Origin of the sequence: Amycolatopsis sp. M39 (assembly GCF_001651785.1) — a bacterium.
GTDB classification, from domain to species: Bacteria; Actinomycetota; Actinomycetes; order Mycobacteriales; family Pseudonocardiaceae; genus Amycolatopsis; species Amycolatopsis rubida.
This window is the reverse complement of sequence record NZ_LWSF01000006.1, coordinates 399,423-419,675: the sequence shown is the minus strand read 5'-3', so window position 1 is coordinate 419,675 and position 20,253 is coordinate 399,423. Positions and strand designations below refer to the sequence as shown.

Sequence of the window (20,253 nt, the reverse complement as noted above, 5' to 3'; positions counted from 1 at the left end):
ATTCTGTCGTACCCGCGAGGGATGATCGCGGGGTGTACTCGGAAAGCCCGCCGCCGGACTCGCTGCGCCGCCTCGTGCGGTGCCGCTGGGAGTCGGCCGAGCCCGGCCCGAAGCGAATCGTCCCGGACGGCTGCGTGGACCTCGTCGCCGGCGCCGGCCAGGTGTTCGTGGCCGGACCGGACACGACGGCGTGGACGTCGGCGTTCCCGCCCGGCACGCGACTGCGCGGCCTGCGCTTCCGGCCGGGAGCGGCGGCCGCGATGCTCGGCGTGGGCGCGGACGAACTGCGCGACAGCCGGGTCCCGCTGCCGGACCTGTGGAACCGCCGCGGCGCGACCCTCGCCGACGAAATCCTCAGCGGCCGCGACCTCGCCGACGCGATGGCCGACGTCGCGGCAGAGCGGACGGCCGCCGCGGATCCGGTGGTGGAGCGGATGCTGGCGCACCTCGCCGCTGAGTTCGCGGGGAACGCCGGAGAGCTGGGCCGAGGCGAGGGAGAAGCCCCCTCCGCGCGATGGCTCGCGGACGGTCGGCCCGCCGGGCCGCCGACGCACCCGGGCGCGCGGCTTTCCTCGAATGCCGCCGAACCGTCCGCGTGGCGTTCGGCAGCTCCGGGCAGGCAACCCGCTCGGCATCCGACCGGCGACCAGGCCGCACAGCCTCCGGCTAACGCATGCCGAAGCGAACGGCAGGCGCGCCGGCGCTTCACCCTCGCAGTCGGCTACGGACCGGCCACCTACCGGCGGATCCTGCGCCTCCACCGAGCCATCGCACTGGCCCCGGCCGCCGCGACCCTCGCCGACCTGGCCGTCGCCGCCGGGTACGCCGATCAGCCGCACCTCATCCGCGAATGCCGAGCGCTCACCGGCCTCACCCCGGGCGCCTACTTCGCCGGGTAACTCACTCCGCCGCCAAATCCTGTTGCCGCGCGAGGAAATGCGCGGTCTCCACGGTAGCCGGATACAACGCCCGGTAATGCGCGTAAAACTCGTCGTACCGGTCCGCCCGGACCGGATCCGGCTCGATCACCTCGGCGACCGGGTTCCACGCCTCGATATCCGGCTCCAACCCGATCGCCACCGCCGCCAGGTACGCGTCCCCGAAGCACGCCCCGACAGTTTCCGCCGGAAGATGCTGCGGCGTCCGGGTCACGTCGCTGACGATCCCCGTCCACACTCGCCCCTGCGTGCCGCCGCCGACCGCGACCAAGCGGCGCGCGGGGGCACCCATCGCGGAAAGGTTGTGCCGCACCCCGTAAGCCGTCCCCTCCAAGGCCGCGCGGTACAGCTCCGCCCGGCCGTGCGACGTGGTCAGCCCGGCGATCATCCCGCGCGCCAGCGGATCCGGCACCGGAGTCCGTTCGCCCGCGAAGTACGGCAGCATCAGCAATCCGCGGCTTCCGGCCGGAACCTGACCGGCCGAAGCGACCAGTTCGGCGAAATCGCCGTCGAACAGTTCCCGCAGCCAGTCGGTGATCGCACCGGACGTCGCCATTCCCGCGGCCAGCGAAAAGCTGCCCGGGAAAACGCCGCGCGTCGCCCACAATCCGGACACCGGACGGGCCTCGGCGACAGCCTGGACGAGGAACATCGTGGTGCCGTACATGACCATCGTGTCGCCGGGGTCGCGCACGCCCGCGCTGGTCGCTTCGGCCCAGGCGTCGATCGTGCCGCAGGTGACCGGCAATCCGGCAGGCAACCCGGTCTCGGCGGCCGCCTCGGCGGTGACCGTGCCGGCGACCTCGGTCGGCCAGGCGAGCCGCGGCAGGTCGATTCCGGGCGCGACGAGCGCGGCCCAGTCCTGCGCCCAGCCGCCCGCGCGCAGGTCGTACATCGGGTCGCATTGGCTCGCCGAATGGTGGTCGAGCACGTATTCGCCGGTCAGCCGCTGGACGAGGTACGAACTCGCCATCAGGAACTGCCGGGCCCGCGCGGCGACGTCCGGTTCGTGCCGGTACAGCCACCGCCACTTCGGGCCGACCGCCTGGCTCGACAGCGCGCTCCCGCAGCGTTCCACAATGGACTCTTCGCCGAGTTCGGCGGTCAGCTCGGCGATTTCCGCGCCGGCCCGGGTGTCGACGCCGTAGAGAATCGCCGGGCGCAGCGGACGGCCGCCGGCGCCGGCGGGCAGCAGCACCGGGCCGATGCCGCTCACCGCGAGCCCGGCGGGTTTCCGGCCCTCGGCCAGCAATTCGCGCACCAGGTCGGCGAACGCGGCCCACCACACCGTTTCGGCGTCGTGCTCGAACCAGCCGGGGCGTGGACGGGAGGTGCTGTGCGGGCGGGCGGCGCGCGCCAGTACAGTGCCGTCCGCACCCACGAGGACGCCTTTCGAACTGGACGTGCCGATGTCGATGCCGAGCAACGGGCCCGGTTGCATCGCAGCACCCCCGGCAATCGGACGGTAAACGATTACCGGGACGGTATTCTGCCGTCACCGGGGTGTCAAGGAAGCCAGGACGAGGAGGCTCGGTGGCCACGATCAGCGACGTCGCCGCCAGGGCAGGCGTCTCGACCGCCACGGTGTCGCGGACCCTGAACGGCAAGTCCACAGTGGACCCGGAGCTGGCCGCCCGGGTGCTCCAGGCCGCCGAGGAACTCGGCTATCACCCGAACGGACTGGCGAGAAACCTGCGCCGCCAGGAAACCGCGGTGCTCGCGCTGATCATCTCCGACGTCGAGAACCCGTTCTTCACCTCGATCGCGCGCGGGGTCGAGGATCTCGCGCAGGTGTCGGGGTATTCGGTCGTGCTCTGCAACTCCGACGAGAACGAGGACAAGGAACGCCGGTACCTCGACGTCGCGCTGCAGGAACGCGTCGCGGGCGTGCTGCTCTCCCCCACCGGACCCGCGACGAGCGTCACCCGGCTGCGCCGGCTCGGCACGCCGGTGGTCGCGGTCGACCGGCCGCTGCCCGGCACCGACGGCGACCAGGTGCTCGTCGACACCCGCCGCGCCTCCCGGCAGGCGGCCCGGCATCTCGTCGCGAACGGCTACCGGCGGGTGGCGTGCCTGACCGGGCCGTCCGGCGTGCGCACCGCCGACGACCGGCTGTCGGGCTACTTCGACGCGGTCGGCGAGGAGAACGCGGTCTTCCGCCGCGCCGAATACCGCGCGGAAGGCGCGCGGCACGCCGCCGGGGACCTGCTGGAGCAGCCGGAGCCGCCGGACGCGCTGCTGGTCGCCAACAGCACGATGGCGATCGGGGTCCTGGAGGCGCTCGCGGAGCGGAACCTCCGCGCCGGACGCGACATCGGCATCGTCTCGTTCGACGACGCCCCGTGGACCACGCTCATCGACCCGCCGCTGACGGTCGTGGCGCAGCCCGCGTACGAGATCGGCCGGGTCGCCGCGCAACTGTTGCTGGCGCGCATCGCCGACAGCACCCGCGAGCCGGTCACCACGACCCTGGACGCGCAGCTGATCGACCGGCAAAGCTCGCACCGCTGAGCGGGAGAACCGCGGGCATTCCCGGAGAACCAGCCGGGCCCGGAGGGAAACGACGTGCCTGGCGGCCCGGCGGAGATCCGCCGAGCCGCCAGGCACGCCCCACCCCCTGTCCCCCCAGCTTCCGCCGCGGACGGCGGAGCGCGGGCCGCACCCGAGGGCGGGAAACCGATTACTCGTTCGCAACGTAAATCGGCGGTCCGGGAGTGTCAAGCACTCGAAAGCCTGGACAAGCCACCCGGTGCGGGGCAGACTGTCCCGAACTCGCCTACGCATCGTGTTGACTTCTGTGCGATGAGTGTCGATCTTTGGTGAATTCACCCACAAAAAGGCGAGAAACCGCACGAACCCGCACACACGCGCTAGGCTGAGCGTATGTCGATAGCGCTGGAGAACGTGCTCGCCAGAGCGGGCCTCAAGGCCGACGCGAACGAGTTCCTCACGCTCGTGGAGGACGCGGCCCGCAGGCTGTCGCCGCCCAACCCCGACCCCTCGCACTACTTCTCCCCCGACCAGCGGGCCGCGCTGACCGACGCGGGGCTCGACCTGAGCCCGCGCGACGAGGGCGAACCGGACTTCCGCGCGCGCACCGTCGCCGCGCACGCCGTGCTCGCCGACTCCGCCCTCTCGGTCGGCCAGGCCGCCGAGATGCTGAACGTCGACGACAGCCGGATCCGGCACCGCCTCAAGGAAGGCAGGCTCACCGGCTGGAAGGACCAGGGCTGGCGGCTGCCCGCGTGGCAGTTCAACGGCGCGGGCGTGCTGCCCGGTCTCGAAACCGTGCTGCGCGCCGTCCCCGGGGACCAGCCCGCGCTGGTCGTCGCCGCGTTCATGAACACCCCGCAGTCCGACCTGGTGATCAGCGACCGGCCGGCCACGCCGCGGCAGTGGCTGCTCGCCGGCGGCGACCCCGAGCAGGTGGCCCAGCTCGTCGCCACGCTCGGCTCGCCGTTCTGACCCGCTGACCTTCCCGCCTGCGCACCGCCCGCCCACCCGCGGCGCAGGCCCGCCCCCTGCCCCGACACAGGACGGACAACCACCCCCGCATGGCCCGGCTCCCCTCGCCTCCGGCGCGGTCGGCTCTGGTCAAGGGGCTGGACCGCAGCCACGACGTGGTTTCGGTGCAGCCCGAGACCCGGCTGGTCCGCATCTTCACCGCGCACGGCAACCATCCGCAGCAGTGGAACACTTTCCGCTACACCGGCCCGCTCCCGCACGGCCGGTTCGACCAGCAGCCGCCCGGCCGCGGCGGCCGTCCGGTCACCGACCCGGGCAACGGCGTGCTGTATTTCGGCCTGACCGTGCGCACGAGCGTCGCCGAGGTGTTCCAGACGACCTCGACGGTCGACCGCACGACGCGCGGCCCGCGGCTGGTCGTGGTGCGCCCGACGCGCGTGCTGCGGCTGCTCGACCTCACCGGGCTGTGGCCCACCCGGGTCGGCGCGTCGCAGGAGATCTCCAGCGGCCCGAAAAAGATCACCCAGGCGTGGGCGCGGGCGATCCGCGGCGCGATGCCGGACCTCGACGGGCTCTGGTACCGCTCGTCGATGGACGCGGGCAAGCCCTCGCTGTGCCTGTGGGACCCGCCCGCGGGCGCGGCGCTGCCGATCGCCCCGGACGTCCTGCTTCCGCTGGACCATCCGGGGCTCGACGTGCCGCTCGGGCGGGTGTGCGAGGAGCTGAACTACACGCTGCTCAGCTGAGCTGCCGGGACCACCAGTCCAGCACCGCCTCGAACCGCTGCACCCGGTGCCGCGGCTTGCCCGAGCGCGTCAGCTCGTGCCCCTCGCCGGGGAACAGCAGGAACTCCGTCTCGACACCGGCCTGGCGCAGCGCCACGAACTGCCGCTGCGCCTGCTCCAGCGGGCACCGCCAGTCCTGCTCGGAATGCACGACGGCGAACGGGATCCGCACGTCGGCGGCGTAGCTGAGCGGGCTGCGGCGCCGCTGCTCGTCGGGGTCCGCGCCGACGTAGCCCTCGGTGAAGTAGTAGCCGATGTCGGAGCTGCCCGCGAAGGAGTCCCACGCGTTCACCGCGCGCTCGCTCCACGCCGCGCGGAACCGGTCCGGGTGCTTCGCGGCGACCCAACTGGTCATGAACCCGCCGTAGGAACCGCCCATGATCCCGGTCCGCGACGCGTCGAGGTCCGGCCGCTCCAGCGCCTTGTCGAGCAGGGCGAGCACGTCGTCGACGTCGACGGTGCCCATGTTGTGCACGACCGAAGTACCGTGCGACTGCCCGTATCCGGCCGATCCGCGCGGGTTGCCTAGCACGACCGCGAACCCGGCCGACGCGTACACCTGCGCCTCGTCGAACACCGTCCATTCCTGCTGGGCGAACGGCCCGCCGTGCACCACGCGCAGCACCGGGTGCGGACCCTCGCCGTCGGGAAGGACGAGCCAGCCGTGCACCGGGTAGCCGTCCGGCGCGGTCGTTTCGAGTTCCACGACCTCGCAAAGCCCCTTGTCCCGCAAGGGCTTCGAGTAATCGGTGAGCACGCGCGGACCGTCCGAGCCGAGCACCACCAGCTCGCCCGCAGTGTCCAAATCGGCCACTACCGCGACAACCGTGTCGCCGTCCGCGGCGAATCCGTGGACCGCCGAGTGCCCGGCGTGCAGCACGCGCAAGTCGCCGAGCTTCGCACCGTCGGCGTCCGTCGGGATCGCCCGCAGTTCCACCGCACCTCGGTTGCGCACCGCGACCAGGACCTCGTCGCCGAGCGGAAGCGCCGGGCCGGAGCCGGGCTCGACGTCGACGGTCTCCACATCGGTCAGCCGCCGCGGTTTCCCGTCCGGCACGACTGCGTACAGCCCGGCGTTGGAAGCGACCACGACACCGTCCTCATGGGACGTGCCGAAGAAGTAGAGCGTGCCGTCCGCCCCGTAGACCGGCTGATCGGCGTACCCGGCGCAGACGGCGAGGACCTCGGGATCGCCACCGTCGACCGGGAACGCGACGAGGTCGTGCTCGCGCGTTTCCGTCCGGTCGAAGTCGTGCGGCACGATTACGACCACACGCTCGCCGTCCGGCGTCCAGACCGGCAGGCTGACGCTGTAGTCGCGCGGCGTCACCGCTTCCGGCTCGCCCGCTTCGAAGGTGTCGAGCACGAACAGCCGCTTCGGCCGGTCGCGCAGGAAACCGACGTTGTCGATGCGATAGTCGAGCCGCGTGATCAGCCGGGGCGCCTCGGCGGCTGGTTCCGGCGTGCGCTCGTCGGCGTCCTCGGTGCCGTAGCGGCCCGGCTCGGCTTCCCGCGCGGTGAACGCGAGCCAGCGCGAATCCGGGGCCCACACCGGCGCGTCCGCGCCCAGATGCAGCGACGTGAGCTTCCGCGATTCGCCGCCGTCGACGGGCATCACGTGCACCTGCGGACTGCCCTCGGCCCCCTTGCCCTCGCCTGCGCGCAGGAACGCGACCCAGCGGCCGTCCGGCGAGATCGCCGGCGACGAGTCGCGCGGGCCCTGGGTCCACGGCGATTCGCCGCCGGAGAGCGCGATCCGCCGGATCGCGCTGCGGTACTGGTCGGTTTCCAGGTCGGGTCTGCTCACCGCGGCGAGCAGGAGATCACCGCGCAGCGCGGGACGGCCGGGGACGGCGAGGACTTCGATGTCGGCAGGACGCATGCCGACGACCGTACCCGATCCTTAGCAAGGCGAACGACCTAGTTGGCCTCGACCGCCCGCCGTTCGTCGCGCCTGGCCTTCGCCAGGCTCAGCACCGTGGTCACGGTGAGGACGACGACGATCACGCCGAGGGACATCCAGTTGCTGATGTCCAGCCAGTCCGGCGCGAGGTGGTACTCGTGCAGCGCGTGCACCACCAGCTTCGCGCCGATGAAGGCGAGGATCACCGCGAGGCCGTAGCTGAGGTAGACGAGCTTCGTGACCAGCCCGCCGAGCAGGAAGTACAGCTGCCGCAGGCCCATCAGCGCGAAGGCGTTGGCGGTGAAGACCAGGAACGCCTCCTGGGTGATGCCGAAGATCGCCGGGATGGAGTCCACCGCGAACAGCAGGTCGGCCGAGCCGATCGCGACGATCACCAGCAGCATCGGGGTGATCTTCCGCTTGCCGTCTTCCTTCACCAGGTACTTGTGGCCGCGGTAGTCGTCGGTGACCGGGAAGAGCTTGCGCACCCAGCGGGTGAGCGCGTTCTCGTGGTACTCCTCCTCGCCGCCGCCGTTGCCGCGCAGCATGCTGATCGCGGTCCACACGAGCACCGCGCCGAAGACGAAGAAGACCCACACGAACTGGTTGATCAACGCCGCGCCGACCGCGATGAACACACTGCGCATGCCGAGCGCGAGCAGGATGCCGACGAGCAGCACGCGGTGCTGGTGGATCACCGGCACCTTGAACGAGGCCATGATGACCATGAAGATGAAGAGGTTGTCCACGCTCAGCGAGTACTCGGTGATGTACCCGGTGAAGAACTGGACCCCGGGGTCGTGCCCGGCGAAAAACCAGACGCCGGCTCCGAACAGGACGGCGCAGGCGATGTAGAAGATCACCCAGCGCGCGGCCTCGCCGGTGGTCACCTCGTGCGGCTTGTGGTCGACGATCACCAGGTCGATGGCGATCAGCGCGAGCAGCCCGCCGACTGTCGCGAACCACAGCCACAGGGGGACAGTCATCTCAGAAACCTCCGGATAGTGCGCAGCAGCAACTAACCGGAGGTCTCTCCCGCCGGTACGAGACCGGCCGGCGGTGCCGGGGACCTCGGCGAAGGACTCGCCGGGTGCACCGTGCTGACGACACCGCCGCGAAGGAATACTCCCCTCACAGCGCGTTCAGTCTGCCGGTTACGGGCTGCGAACGCCAGCGGGGGTTGCCCACGTCACCGGACTGGTCGTGTTTTCTTCGTCACGGGGCATCGGACCCGCCGGGGTCTCGTGAGTGGCAGTGCCGGTGAGAACCGGCACTGCCACTCACGACAAGGTGAACTGTGTCTGATCCGTGTGAGGCCGGATGCCCGTTCTCAGCGAAATCGTCATAACGTCGCATCGTGCCCCGAATCCCGCTTCCCCGCACCCGCGGCTCCCGGCTCGCCGCCGTCGCCGCCGTGGTGCTGGTCGCCGCCGCCGCGGTGACCGTCTGGGCGACTCGCGACCGCGGTCCCGCGCCGATCCGGACCCAGGACGCCTTCGTCTCGATGCCCGCCGCACCAGGCTCCCCCGACCAGGTAAGGATCGACACGACGACCTACTACCCCGAACACTCCCCCGCGCCCGCCGTGCTGCTCGCGCACGGCTTCGGCGGCGACAAGTCCAGTGTGGACCCGCAGGCCCGCGAACTGGCGCAGCGCGGGTTCGTGGTGCTTACCTGGTCCGCGCGCGGATTCGGGCACAGCACCGGCAAAATCGGGCTGAACGACCCCGACGGCGAGGTCGCCGACGCGCGCCGGCTGGTCGACCGGCTGACGGCGAGCCACGACGTGGCGACCGGCTCCGACGGCGCGCCCGAGATCGGCGTGACCGGGGCGTCGTACGGCGGTTCGCTGTCGTTGCTGCTCGCCGGGACCGACCATCGGGTGCGCGCGCTCGCGCCGGTGATCACCTACAACGACCTCGGCCAGGCGCTCGTGCCGAACGCCGCGGCGGCGACCGCTCCGCCGGCGAAGACTCCGGCGGCCGGCGCGTTCTCTCCGGACGGCGTCTTCAAGAAGAGCTGGGCGGGCATCTTCTTCTCCGCCGGTTCGGGTGCGGCCGCGGCGAGCACTCCCTCCACCGAAGCGCCGGAAGCGGGCCAGAAGACCAACGACAACGGCAGCACCGCGGGAAACAGCGGCGGTACCGCGCCGCAAGCCGCCGCGCCGCCGGCCGGCGCACGAGCTGAGCGGCCGTCGGCGGATCCGTGCGGCCGGTTCACCGCGGCGGTGTGCAAGGCGTACTCGGAACTCGCGACCACCGGCAGGGCCAGCCCGGAGACGGTCGCGCTGCTGCACCGAGTCTCCCCCTCGTCGGTCACCGGCAAGATCACCGCGCCGACCCTGCTCGTCCAGGGCGAGAGCGACACGCTTTTCGGGCTCGACCAATCCGACGCCACCGCGCGGCAGATCGTCGCGGCGGGCGGGTCGGTGCGCACGATCTGGTACACCGGCGGGCACGACGGCGGCATCCCCGGACCGCAGTTGCGCGCGAAGATCGGCGACTTCCTGTGGTCGTCGCTCACCGGCCAAGGCGACCCCGGCCACGGATTCAGCTACGACGTCCAAGGCACGTTGCGCGCCAACGGAACACCGTCCGTGCGGACGATCAACGCCGCCGCGTACCCCGGGCTCGACGCCGCTGGTACCGAGCGGAAGCAGGTGGCGCTCACCGGTCCGGCGCAGCCGATCGTCCGGCCCGCGGGGGCGAACCCCGCCGCGGTGAGCGGAATTCCGGGGCTCAACGGGCTCGCGGCGGGCACCTCCCGGCTGGCTCCGCTGTTCAGCAGCGACCCGCCGGGGCAGGCCGCGCAGTTCGGCACCGCACCGTTCGACAGCCAGGTGCTGCTGTCCGGTTCGAGCACAGTCCGGTTGCAGGTCGCGACCGACCCGGCGCATCCGCAGCCGGAAGCGGTGCTGTTCGCGAAGCTCTACGACGTCGGCCAGGACGGCACTCGCGTGCTGCCCGCGAACGCGGTCGCGCCGTTCCGGGTCACCGGGCTGCCCGCGGACGGCACGCCGGCCGACGTCACAGTGACGCTGCCGGGTGTCGTCCGGCCGATCGACTCCGGGCATTCGCTGCGGCTCGTGGTGGGCACGACCGATCAGGCGTACTCGGCGCCGACGCAGCCGGGGGTGTTCCGGGTCGGGCTCGCACCGGGCGCGACGCTCGCCCTTCCGGTGGTGCCCGGCGCTTCGGTCGGCACTCCCCTGCCGGTCGGGCAGCTGATCGGCATCGGCGCGACGCTGCTGATCGCGCTCGCGGTCGTCGCGGTCGCGGTGATCCGCCGCCGCCGGGCGCACGACGTCGACCCGGAACTCGCGGACACCCCGTTGGTGATCAAGGGGCTGCGCAAGCAGTACGCGGGCGGGTTCACCGCGGTGGCGGACCTGTCGTTCCGCGTCGAACCGGGCCAGGTGCTCGGCCTGCTCGGGCCCAACGGCGCGGGCAAGACGACCACGCTGCGGATGCTGATGGGCCTGATCACGCCGACCGCGGGCGAGATCCGCGTGTTCGGCCACCGGATCGCGCCGGGCGCGCCGGTGCTGTCCCGGATCGGGTCGTTCGTCGAGGGCTCCGGGTTCCTGCCGCATCTGTCCGGCAAGGCGAACCTGGAGCTGTACTGGGCGGCGACCGGGCGGCCGGCCGGGAAGGCGCATTTCACCGAGGCGCTGGAGATCGCCGGGCTCGGCGACGCGGTGCACCGGCGGGTGAAGACCTACAGCCAGGGCATGCGGCAGCGGCTCGCGATCGCGCAGGCGATGCTCGGGCTGCCGGAGCTGATGGTGCTCGACGAACCGACCAACGGGCTCGACCCGCCGCAGATCCACCAGATGCGCGAAGTCCTGCGGCGCTACGCCGCCACCGGGCGCACCGTCGTCGTCTCAAGCCATCTCCTGGCCGAGGTCGAGCAGACGTGTTCGCACGTGGTGGTCATGCACCGCGGGAGGCTCGTGGCCTCGGGCGAGGTCGGCGAGCTGGCGGCCTCCGGCGGCGAGGCCACGTTCCGGGTCGGCGACCCGGCGGCAGCCGCGGCGACGCTCAAGAGCGTCGGCGGGGTGTCGGACATCGAGACCGACGGCGATCTGGTGCACGCGAACCTCGACGGGCTGCCGCGCGCCGACGCGGTCGCGGCGCTCGTGCGCGCCGGGATCGCGGTCGAGCAGGCCGGACCGCGCCGACGGCTCGAAGACGCGTTCCTGCAGCTGGTGGGAGAGAATTCATGAGCGAGGGCAACGGTTCCGGCGGCGTGCACACCGACCCGGCCGCGCTGCGGGAACTGAGCGAGCTGGCCACCGCGGAACCGGCCGAGGCCGGCCCGGACGGCGCGGTCGCGGGCTACCGGGCCGGCCGGACGCTGCGGCTGGGCGTGGAGCTGAAACGGCAGCTGCGCCGCAGGCGGACCCAGCTGGTGCTGGCGTTCGTCGCGGTGCTGCCGTTCATCCTCGTGGTGGCGTTCCAGATCGGGCAGTCGAATCCGAACCGCCGCTCCGGCGGGTTCGTGGACCTCGCGACGGCGAGCGCGCCGAACTTCGTGGTGCTCGCGTTCTTCGTGTCCGGCACATTCCTGCTGCCGATGATCGTCGCGTTGTTCTTCGGCGACACGATCGCGAGCGAATCGTCGTGGTCGAGCCTGAAGTACCTGCTGGCGATCCCGGTGCCGCGGCACCGGCTGCTGCGGCAGAAGGCCGCGGTGTCCGGGCTGCTGTCGATCGCGGCGCTGGTGCTGCTGCCGGTGGTTTCGCTGCTGGTCGGCATCATCTTCTACGGCGCGGGCGACGCGATCAGCCCCACCGGCGACGCCGTCGGCTTCGGCGACAGCCTGCTCGCGCTGCTGATGTCCACTGTGTACATCGTGGTGCAGCTGGCCTGGGTCGCCGGGCTCGCACTGCTGCTCAGTGTCTCGACGGAGGCGCCGCTCGGCGCGGTCGGCGGGACGGTGCTGGTGGCGATCCTGTCGCAGATCCTCGACCAGATCACCGCGCTGGAGGGGCTGCGGAACTACCTGCCGACGCATTACTCGTTCGCCTGGATCGACTTGATCTCCACCGACATCGACTGGACGAACCTGGCCAGCGGGGTGCTGTCGTCGGTTATCTACACGACAGTGTTCCTGCTGCTGGCGGGCCGCCGGTTCGCGCGCAAGGACGTCACCAGCTAGGCGGATGTCCGGTACGGTTCGGCGCGTGACGATCCACCTGGAACTCGATGCCGGCGTCGCACTCGTGACCCTCGACCACGGGCGCGGCAACACCCTCGACACCGCCACCTGCAAAGAGCTGGTGATCAGACTCGAAGAGGCCGACGCGGCCGGGGCGCGCGCCGTCGTGCTCACCGGGTCCGGCGACATGTTCTCCGCCGGAGTGGACCTGGTGGCGCTCGACGAAGGCGGCGCGCGCTACGTCGGCGATTTCCTGCCCGCGCTGTCGGACGCGTTCCTGGCCGTTTTCGGCTTCCCGCGCCCGGTAGTGGCGGCGGTGAACGGCCACGCCATCGCGGGCGGCATGGTGCTGGCCGCGGCGTGCGACCACCGGATCGCCGCGGACGGCCCCGGCCGCATCGGCGTGACGGAACTGCTGGTGGGCGTGCCGTTCCCGTTGTCGGCGCTGGAAATCCTGCGCTGCACGTACGGCACGACGCCACTGCCGTCGCTGATCTACAGCGGCGCGACGGTCACCATGTCCGACACGCTCCCCCGCGGCCTGATCGACGAGATCGTGCCCGCCGACGACGTGCTCACCCGGGCCCGCGAACTGGCTTCCCGGCTCGGCGAACTGCCCGCGGAGGCCTTCGCGCACACGAAGCAGCAGCTGCGGCAGCCGTACCACCAGCGGATCGCGGAGAACCGCGTTTCCGACGACGCGCAGGTAGAGCGTTTGTGGCGGTCCGAACCGGCACTCGCGGCGGTGAAGGCGTACGTGGAGAAGGTGCTGAAGCACTGACCCTTGCGGCGGGTGTTCGCCGGTGGCGGCCGCGGACGGGAGACTTTCTTGCCTCGGCTCTGCCCTCGAACCCATTGCTTCGGGCGCATGTTTCTGTGAAAGTCGATACGAGGGTCCGGGAACCGGGGGTGCCTCAGCTTGGAGCGCACCCCCGGCTGGGGGCCCGCCCGGCTGATCGCCGTCAGTTCTCCTCTAGCTTGACCAGCTCCAGGTCGGTCTGCGGGAAATCGTCGCCGATGCNCGCCGATGCAGAGCAGCGGTTCTCCGGCGATCATCGCGGCCGCGTAGGTGAGGCAGTCGCCGAAGTTCAGCGCGGCGGGATGCCTGCCCTTGCCATAGCGCAGGTACGCGGTCTGCGCGGTCCGCCAGTGCGCTTCGCCGAACGTGAGGATGTCGAACCGCCGCCGTTGCAGGAACGAAGCCAGCAGCGTGGCTCCCCGCTCGCCTTCCTTGTGCGCCAGCACGATCGAGGTCTCCGCCAGGGTCGGGGCCCCGATCCGGCATTCCTCCGCGCCGCCGATCGCCCGGGCGATCGGCACCGCCAGCGGTTCGCCCATGAGCACCGCCACGATCGCGGAACTGTCGATGATCACACGCCACCCGGCCCGTATCCGAGGATTTCCTCGCGCTCGGCCTTGCTGACCGGCTTGCCCCGGTTCTCCGGGGAAACCTGCGGCCAGATCTCCTCCTGCAGGAAGCGCACGAACTCGTCCGCGTTCCGCTCCGCGCGCCGCTGCGCGACCAGCCGGTCCCGCATGATCCGCAGCGACTCGCGGACCGCCCCGGTTTTGGTGGTGCCGGTCAGCTCAGCCACTTCGGCGGCCAGGCGCTCCGTTTCCGGATCTTTGATGTTCATCGCCATGGTGGAATGGTACCCCGCGAGGGTGTAATTACTTGATTCCGGCCGCGTCCATCCCCCGCAGTTCCTTCTTCAGGTCGGAAACCTCGTCGCGCAGCCGGGCGGCCAGTTCGAACTGCAGGTCGCGGGCGGCCTGCATCATCTGGTCGGTCATCTGCTGGATCAGGTCGGCCAGTTCGGCGCGCGGCATCGACGACACGTTCTTGTCGGTGAGCATGCCCGAGCTGCGCACGCGGTCGCCCTGTTCCGGCTTCTTGCCGCGCGAGGCGTTGCGGCCCGAACCGCCGACCGCGACCGCCTCGTCGGAGTCTTCCGCTTCGGTGTAGACGCGGTCGAGGATGTCGGCGATCTTCTTGCGCAGCGGCTGCGGGTCGAGGCCGCGCTCCTCGTTGTAGGCGACCTGCTTGGCGCGGCGGCGGTCGGTCTCGTCGATCGCGTACTGCATCGAATCGGTGATCTTGTCCGCGTACATGTGGACCTCGCCGGACACGTTCCGCGCCGCGCGGCCGATGGTCTGGATCAGCGAGGTTCCGCTGCGCAGGAAGCCTTCCTTGTCCGCGTCGAGGATCGCGACCAGCGACACCTCGGGCAGGTCGAGGCCCTCGCGCAGCAGGTTGATGCCGACCAGGACGTCGTAATCGCCCGCGCGCAGCTGGCGCAGCAGCTCGACCCGGCGCAGCGTGTCGACCTCCGAGTGCAGGTACCGGACGCGGATGCCCAGCTCCAGCAGGTAGTCCGTGAGGTCCTCGGCCATCTTCTTGGTGAGCGTGGTGACCAGGACCCGCTCGTCCTTGTCCGCACGCTCGCGGATCTCGTGCACCAGGTCGTCGATCTGGCCCTCGGTGGGCTTCACGACCACCTTCGGGTCGACCAGGCCGGTGGGCCGGATGACCTGCTCGACGAACTCGCCGCCGGTCTGCCCCATCTCGTACGGGCCCGGCGTCGCCGACAGGTACACCGTCTGCCCGATCCGGTCGGAGAACTCCTCCCAGGTGAGCGGCCGGTTGTCGACCGCGCTCGGCAGCCGGAACCCGTAGTCGACCAGGTTGCGCTTGCGGCTCATGTCGCCCTCGTACATGCCGCCGATCTGCGGCACCGTCTGGTGCGATTCGTCGATGACCAGCAGGAAGTCTTCCGGGAAGTAGTCGATCAGCGTGGCGGGCGCGGAACCCGCGCCGCGGCCGTCGATGTGCCGCGAGTAGTTCTCGATGCCGGAGCAGAAGCCGACCTGGCGCATCATCTCGATGTCGTAGGCGGTGCGCATCCGCAGCCGCTGGGCCTCCAGCAGTTTGCCCTGCTTCTCCAGCTCGGCCAGCCGCTCCTCCAGCTCGGCCTCGATGCCGCGGATCGCCTTCTCCATCCGCTCCGGCCCGGCGACGTAGTGCGTGGCCGGGAAGATCCGGACCTCGTCGACCTCGCGCACGATGTCGCCGGTGAGCGGGTGCAGGTAGTACAGCTTGTCGATCTCGTCGCCGAAGAACTCGACGCGGATCGCCAGCTCCTCGTACGCCGGGATGATCTCCACCGTGTCGCCGCGGACGCGGAACGTGCCGCGCGCGAAGGCGATGTCGTTGCGCGAGTACTGCACGTCGACCAGCGCGCGCAGCAGCACGTCGCGCTCCACCGTGCCGCCGACCTCCAGTTTCGTGGACCGGTCGAGGTACGACTGCGGCGTGCCCAGGCCGTAGATGCAGGACACCGACGCGACCACGATGACGTCGCGGCGCGAGAGCAGGTTCATCGTGGCGGAGTGGCGCAGCCGCTCGACGTCGTCGTTGATCGACGAGTCCTTCTCGATGTAGGTGTCCGTCTGCGCGATGTACGCCTCGGGCTGGTAGTAGTCGTAGTAGCTGACGAAGTATTCGACCGCGTTGTGCGGGAACAGTTCGCGCAGCTCGTTGGCCAGCTGCGCGGCCAGCGTCTTGTTCGGGGCCATCACGAGCGTGGGCCGCTGGACGCGTTCGATCAGCCACGCGGTGGTGGCCGATTTGCCGGTGCCGGTGGCGCCCAGCAGCACGACGTCTTTCTCGCCCGCCCTGATCCGGCGTTCGAGATCGTCGATGGCCGCGGGCTGGTCGCCCGCGGGCTGGTACTCGCTGACGACCTCGAACCGGCCGCCTTCACGAGGCACCTCGGAGACGGGGCGGAAGTCGGACTGGGCGAGGACGGGGTGTTCGGTTGCGAAAGCCACGGGAACCAGGGTAGGCCGGGGCACCGACAATTTCCGCGACCCCGCCTTGAGCTGGGGATCTATCGCCCTGGCGGGCTACCCGAGCAGCCGTGCGGGAACCCTGGGCCCTGCCAGGGCCTTAACCCGGTGCCGCAGGCGCGGTACGAGGTGCACCCGCCCAAGACCGAGGCCGGTACGCCGGATTTGCCCGTTCGTGAGGGAACCCTGAGGGAATCAGATTCCCTCAGGGTTCCCCTCACGAACCTCAAGACGCGCATCAAGCGGGCAGTTCGGCGGAGCCTTCGCGGGTGTCCAGCCGCGGCGCCCGGGGGTCGCTGACCCAGGCCAGCCCCTTCGACGCGGGCAGACACGCCTCGACCACACCCACAGTGCCGCTGCCAAATTCCAGACATGGGGAATCAGAGCCCCGCGGGGTTCCCCTCACAGACCTTCCGGCTCAGCAGCTGCAGCAGTCGCAACCGTCACAGCAATCACAGCAGTCGCAGTCGCAGGCGTTGTCGTGCGGTTTGCCGCTCCACGGGCCCGGGTACGGGTCGCGGCAGCAGAACTGGCAGGAACAGCACATGTAGGTCGCGATCGCGCAGCCGGAGAAGAAGTTCCGGTTTTTCGGCGGGACCGCGAACTTCGGCGCCCAGCAGCCGCCGCCCTTGCCCTCCGGCGAGCCCCCGTCCGCCGGCGGTTCGGGGCCGTCCGGCCCGCCTGGTCCGCCCGGGCCGGACGGCCCCGCAGGACCGCCCGGCCCGCCGGGACCCGGCATTCCGGCAGGTCCGTAACCCGGCGCCGGAGCGCCGTACCCCGGCGGCGGCCCGTACCCAGGCATCCCCGAAGGCGCACCGGCCCCCGGCCCGTACGGCGACTGCCGCGGCGCGGGCCCCGGCCCGATCCACCCGGGCGGCGGCTGCTGACCGTGCAGATGGTGATGCCCGAACGCCCGCCGCACCGCCTGCCGCAGCTCGTGCACCAGCAGCGCGTGCACCAACGCCGAATCGGCGAACTCCGCCTCGCGCAACGCCAGCTCGACCCCGAGCACCGCGTCCGAGCACAGCCGATGCGCCTCGTCCAGCGCGGTTCCCGTGGCCAGCAACGGATTCCAGGACCCGGACGCGGCGTCGGGAGCCAGGTCCTCCACCGCGTCGAGCAGGTGCGCCACCCGGCCGAACAGCCAGCACCGCGGTCTGCGCGAACGCCGCGGACGACGCCAGCTCGGCCGGTTCGGTCGCCAGCAGCGGCGAGTCCCCGGCGCGAATCGCGCGTTCCAGCTCGCCCTGCCGGCCGACGGCTTCGGTCAGTACCGCGGTGTCGAAGCCGATGCCCGCACCCGTCCGGCCGCCCTGCGCGGCCCAGCGCCGGGCGAGCAGTCTCGCCGCTCCAGCTACCGGACGCCGGGCGAAAGCGCCGTCCCGGTCGGCGACGTGATCGTCCACCTTCGCCGAGGCCAGCACCAGCGACACCGCCGCGGCGAGCCGGGCGCCGTCGCCGACCGCGACCGACGCCGGGCGCATCGACCGCAGCGGGCACGGTCCCGCGCCGCGCCGGGGTCCGCTCGGCGTCTGTGCCTCGACCAGCGCCGACACGATCAGCGCGTCGTAGTTCGTCACGACCCGGGCGAGCTGCCCGTGCTGGTCGCGCAGCGCGAGGCAGAGGCCGCACAGGTGCGCCGTCCAGTCCGCGTGAAGCCGCCCGGCCAGCCGATGCCGGCAGGGTCTGATGATCCCGAACAAGTGCGTGTCCCCCAGGAGAACCGAATGACCCGGGAACTTTAACCCCTCGGCCAGGCCCCTGACCCGGGTTCCGGCGATTCTCCGAAGGGCCGGGGCAAGGCAGGATGGGCGGATGACCGATCTGCACCCGCCCAAGGTCGAGACGTTCGACCCGGCCGCCCGCGTGAACGTCGACAACAAGGGCATCCGCCGCGACGTGGACGAGTTCCGCGAGGAGCCGTTCGGCCTGTACCTGGCGCGGCCCGCGCCGGGGCGGGCGCAGTTCCACTACCTCGAGTCCTGGCTGCTGCCGGGGCTCGGACTGCGGATCACCGACTTCTGGTTCAGCCCCGGCCACGAACGCGACCAGGACTTCTACCTCGACGTCGTGCGCGTGCACCGCGACGGCCCGCGCTGGGTCGCCACCGACCTCTACCTCGACCTCGTGCTCAAGGACAAGATCTCGGTCCGGGTGATCGACACCGACGAACTGCTCGCCGCCGTCGCCGGGAACCTGCTCTCCCAGGAAGAAGGTGAGTACGCGCTCGAAGCCGCCTACGCCGCCGTCGAGGGTCTCGCCGCGCACGGATACGACCTGGCCGCCTGGCTGTCCACAAAGGACATGACACTCGGCTGGCGCAGGCATCCCTAACCGGAAACGGGGGAATTCCCCACCCCGCCCGGCGGTCAGCAGGATTACCCGGGCCACCTCGCCCGGCCACGATCGGCGGTATGGAACGAACCGCACACCAGGTGACGCTCGACCTCGTCCGCTCGCTGTATCGCGAACACGCCGAAGCGTTGCGCGCCGCGAAAGACGCCCAGCACGCGCACCGCCGCGCGCATCCGGCGATGAAGACGCAACTGGACGACGTCGAGGCAGAGATCACCTACCTGCTCCTGCGGCGCCTGCGCCCGGAGAAAGTCGTGGAAATCGGTTCGCTGCACGGGTGGTCGACGAGCTGGATCCTCCGCGCGCTCGCGGACAACGGCGCCGGCAAGCTGACCACGATCGACCTCATCGGCAACGCCACCAAGACTGTCCCGCACGCACTGGCCACGGGCCGCTGGGAATTCCGCCAAGGCGACGCGCGCACCCTCGCCGTCGATTTGCTGTCCGATGTGAACTATCTGTTCATCGACGCCGATCACGGCGCGCGCTTCGCGAGGTGGTACCTGTCCGAGGTCTTCCCGAAGATCGATGCCGCGGTGAGCGTGCATGACGTGTTCCACCGCGCCACCCCGCTGCCGTTCACCGAAGGCTCCGAAGTGGTGCGCTGGCTGGAAAAAACGCGGACTCCGTACTTCACCGCGGCCCGTGCCCGCGCGAAACACGCGTACGCTCGCCTCAACGAACTCAGGCGTGAACTCGGCGTCGACAGCACCGTGCACACCGGGCGCGACAACCCGATGATCTACTTCCGCATCCACCGATCGGTGGATGCGCGGCGGACAGCCGGTGGACCGGAAGTCGCGCCGTTCCGCTGATCCGACCGGCCCCTCCGGCCGGGATTCTCGAAGACGGCAACCGCTGCGATTCGAGAGGGGACTCCCAGGCAATGCCGGTCATCGAGGTGCGGAACCTCCAGAAACGCTATCGCCGGAAGACAGCGGTGGAAGATGTCTCGTTCACCGTGGAGCAGGGCGAGATCTTCGGGATCCTCGGCCCCAACGGCGCGGGCAAGACCACCACAGTGGAATGCGTCGAGGGCCTGCGCTCCCCCGACGGCGGCACCGTTTCGGTGCTCGGGCTCGACCCGCGGCGCGACATCCGCGAGCTGCGTCAGCGCCTCGGCGTCCAGCTGCAGGAAAGCCAGCTCCCCGACCGGTTGCGCGTCGGCGAAGTGCTCGACCTGTTCGCCGCGATGTACCGCTCCCCGGCCGATCCCGGGCGGCTGATGGCGCTGCTCGGGCTCACCGAACAACGGAACACCTTCTACCGCAAGCTTTCCGGCGGCCAGCAGCAGCGCGTGTCGATCGCGCTCGCGCTGGTCGGCAGCCCCGAGGTGGTGGTGCTCGACGAACTGACCACCGGTCTCGACCCGCAGGCCCGCCGCGACACCTGGGACCTCGTCGAAGCCGTCCGCGCGGAAGGCGTGACGGTCGTGCTCGTCACGCACTTCATGGAGGAGGCGGAACGGCTGTGCGACCGGATCGCGGTGATCGACGCCGGGCGCGTCGTCGCGACCGACACCCCGGCGGGACTGGTCGGCCGGGCCGGCGGGGAGCAGCGCATCCGGTTCCGCCCGTCCGCGCCGGTCGACCCGCGGGAGCTGACCGGGCTGCCGAGCGTGCTGAAGGTCGAGCGCAGCGGCGCGCATCTCGTGGTGACCGGAGGCGACGGCGCGCTGCAGGCGGTGACTTCGTTCCTCGCCCGCGCCGACGTAGTCGCGGGCGATCTGCGGGTGGAGCAGGCCAGCCTCGACGACGCGTTCGTCGCGCTGACCGGCCGGAAACTGGACTGAGGGGGA

General features: G+C 71.0%; 15 protein-coding genes and 2 pseudogenes. 10 read left to right on the top strand and 7 right to left on the bottom strand.

Going from position 1 to position 20,253, the window contains the following annotated elements; genetic code table 11:
* The first annotated feature begins 32 nt into the window (after nt 1-32).
* Nucleotides 33-899, top strand: a complete 867-nt coding sequence (locus tag A4R44_RS19080) for a helix-turn-helix domain-containing protein (protein ID WP_067582103.1) — start codon at nt 33-35, stop codon at nt 897-899.
* A 1-nt stretch (nt 900) separates the two neighbouring features.
* On the opposite strand, the gene A4R44_RS19075 is transcribed toward A4R44_RS19080, so the two are convergent.
* A complete protein-coding gene (locus A4R44_RS19075) occupies nt 901-2,379 on the bottom strand; it encodes an FGGY-family carbohydrate kinase (RefSeq protein ID WP_067582099.1) in 1,479 nt (492 codons plus the stop codon).
* 92 nt (nt 2,380-2,471) lie between these two features.
* Here A4R44_RS19075 and A4R44_RS19070 point away from each other — a divergent pair, with 92 nt between their 5' ends.
* The 3 genes from A4R44_RS19070 to A4R44_RS19060 all read left to right on the top strand — a co-directional run bounded on the left by A4R44_RS19070 (nt 2,472) and on the right by A4R44_RS19060 (nt 5,149).
* Nucleotides 2,472-3,449, top strand: coding sequence for a LacI family DNA-binding transcriptional regulator (locus A4R44_RS19070; RefSeq protein ID WP_067582095.1), 978 nt, complete (start codon nt 2,472-2,474; stop codon nt 3,447-3,449).
* A 372-nt stretch (nt 3,450-3,821) separates the two neighbouring features.
* On the top strand, nt 3,822-4,403 hold the full coding sequence (locus A4R44_RS19065; RefSeq protein WP_067582091.1) for a hypothetical protein: 582 nt from the start codon (nt 3,822-3,824) through the stop codon (nt 4,401-4,403).
* Nucleotides 4,404-4,492: 89 nt separating this feature from the next.
* Nucleotides 4,493-5,149: an RES family NAD+ phosphorylase gene (locus A4R44_RS19060; RefSeq protein WP_067582087.1), complete on the top strand. Its 657-nt coding sequence runs from the start codon at nt 4,493-4,495 to the stop codon at nt 5,147-5,149.
* On the opposite strand, the gene A4R44_RS19055 is transcribed toward A4R44_RS19060, so the two are convergent.
* Both A4R44_RS19055 and A4R44_RS19050 read right to left on the bottom strand, forming a co-directional pair.
* On the bottom strand, nt 5,142-7,070 hold the full coding sequence (locus tag A4R44_RS19055) for a S9 family peptidase (protein ID WP_067582084.1): 1,929 nt from the start codon (nt 7,068-7,070) through the stop codon (nt 5,142-5,144). The genes A4R44_RS19060 and A4R44_RS19055 overlap by 8 nt on opposite strands.
* A gap of 38 nt (nt 7,071-7,108) precedes the next feature.
* Nucleotides 7,109-8,077 (bottom strand): TerC family protein, encoded by a 969-nt coding sequence (locus A4R44_RS19050; protein WP_067582082.1) that lies wholly within the window; start codon nt 8,075-8,077, stop codon nt 7,109-7,111.
* 371 nt (nt 8,078-8,448) lie between these two features.
* On the opposite strand from A4R44_RS19050, the gene A4R44_RS19045 reads away from it, so the two are divergent.
* The 3 genes from A4R44_RS19045 to A4R44_RS19035 are packed head-to-tail and all read left to right on the top strand — an operon-like array spanning nt 8,449 to nt 13,032.
* Nucleotides 8,449-11,316: an alpha/beta fold hydrolase gene (locus tag A4R44_RS19045; RefSeq protein ID WP_067582078.1), complete on the top strand. Its 2,868-nt coding sequence runs from the start codon at nt 8,449-8,451 to the stop codon at nt 11,314-11,316.
* Nucleotides 11,313-12,251, top strand: coding sequence for an ABC transporter permease (locus A4R44_RS19040; protein ID WP_067582075.1), 939 nt, complete (start codon nt 11,313-11,315; stop codon nt 12,249-12,251). Before A4R44_RS19045 ends, A4R44_RS19040 begins: the two co-directional genes overlap by 4 nt.
* 25 nt (nt 12,252-12,276) lie before the next feature.
* A complete protein-coding gene (locus A4R44_RS19035) occupies nt 12,277-13,032 on the top strand; it encodes an enoyl-CoA hydratase/isomerase family protein (RefSeq protein ID WP_369805908.1) in 756 nt (251 codons plus the stop codon).
* Between the two features lie 311 nt (nt 13,033-13,343).
* Here A4R44_RS19035 and A4R44_RS50475 read toward each other — a convergent pair.
* The 4 genes and pseudogenes from A4R44_RS50475 to A4R44_RS49120 form a co-directional block, all read right to left on the bottom strand.
* Nucleotides 13,344-13,589 (bottom strand): annotated as a pseudogene (locus A4R44_RS50475) (type II toxin-antitoxin system VapC family toxin); the annotation flags it as partial.
* Nucleotides 13,590-13,621: 32 nt separating this feature from the next.
* Entirely contained in the window at nt 13,622-13,894 is a 273-nt protein-coding gene (locus A4R44_RS19030; RefSeq protein WP_067582069.1) for a type II toxin-antitoxin system VapB family antitoxin, read from the bottom strand.
* Nucleotides 13,895-13,922: 28 nt separating this feature from the next.
* Nucleotides 13,923-16,082: an excinuclease ABC subunit UvrB gene (uvrB, locus tag A4R44_RS19025; protein WP_067582068.1), complete on the bottom strand. Its 2,160-nt coding sequence runs from the start codon at nt 16,080-16,082 to the stop codon at nt 13,923-13,925.
* Nucleotides 16,083-16,518: 436 nt separating this feature from the next.
* Nucleotides 16,519-17,803 (bottom strand): annotated as a pseudogene (locus A4R44_RS49120) (DUF5685 family protein).
* Nucleotides 17,804-17,915: 112 nt separating this feature from the next.
* Here A4R44_RS49120 and A4R44_RS19015 point away from each other — a divergent pair.
* The 3 genes from A4R44_RS19015 (at nt 17,916) to A4R44_RS19005 (ending at nt 20,247) form a co-directional block, all read left to right on the top strand.
* Entirely contained in the window at nt 17,916-18,434 is a 519-nt protein-coding gene (locus A4R44_RS19015; protein WP_067582066.1) for a DUF402 domain-containing protein, read from the top strand.
* A gap of 80 nt (nt 18,435-18,514) precedes the next feature.
* Nucleotides 18,515-19,270 (top strand): class I SAM-dependent methyltransferase, encoded by a 756-nt coding sequence (locus A4R44_RS19010; RefSeq protein WP_067582064.1) that lies wholly within the window; start codon nt 18,515-18,517, stop codon nt 19,268-19,270.
* Nucleotides 19,271-19,341: 71 nt separating this feature from the next.
* Nucleotides 19,342-20,247: an ABC transporter ATP-binding protein gene (locus tag A4R44_RS19005; RefSeq protein WP_067582062.1), complete on the top strand. Its 906-nt coding sequence runs from the start codon at nt 19,342-19,344 to the stop codon at nt 20,245-20,247.
* Nucleotides 20,248-20,253 lie beyond the last annotated feature (6 nt).

Bases quoted from the DNA above. Each gene is read 5' to 3' on its own strand.
- A4R44_RS19075 (WP_067582099.1), bottom strand. From the start codon at position 2,379: ATGCAACCGGGCCCGTTGCTCGGCATCGACATCGGCACGTCCAGTTCG.
- A4R44_RS19065 (WP_067582091.1), top strand. From the start codon at position 3,822: ATGTCGATAGCGCTGGAGAACGTGCTCGCCAGAGCGGGCCTCAAGGCC.
- A4R44_RS19060 (WP_067582087.1), top strand. From the start codon at position 4,493: ATGGCCCGGCTCCCCTCGCCTCCGGCGCGGTCGGCTCTGGTCAAGGGG.
- A4R44_RS19055 (WP_067582084.1), bottom strand. From the start codon at position 7,070: ATGCGTCCTGCCGACATCGAAGTCCTCGCCGTCCCCGGCCGTCCCGCG.
- A4R44_RS19050 (WP_067582082.1), bottom strand. From the start codon at position 8,077: ATGACTGTCCCCCTGTGGCTGTGGTTCGCGACAGTCGGCGGGCTGCTC.
- A4R44_RS19040 (WP_067582075.1), top strand. From the start codon at position 11,313: ATGAGCGAGGGCAACGGTTCCGGCGGCGTGCACACCGACCCGGCCGCG.
- A4R44_RS19030 (WP_067582069.1), bottom strand. From the start codon at position 13,894: ATGGCGATGAACATCAAAGATCCGGAAACGGAGCGCCTGGCCGCCGAA.
- A4R44_RS19015 (WP_067582066.1), top strand. From the start codon at position 17,916: ATGACCGATCTGCACCCGCCCAAGGTCGAGACGTTCGACCCGGCCGCC.
- A4R44_RS19010 (WP_067582064.1), top strand. From the start codon at position 18,515: ATGGAACGAACCGCACACCAGGTGACGCTCGACCTCGTCCGCTCGCTG.
- A4R44_RS19005 (WP_067582062.1), top strand. From the start codon at position 19,342: ATGCCGGTCATCGAGGTGCGGAACCTCCAGAAACGCTATCGCCGGAAG.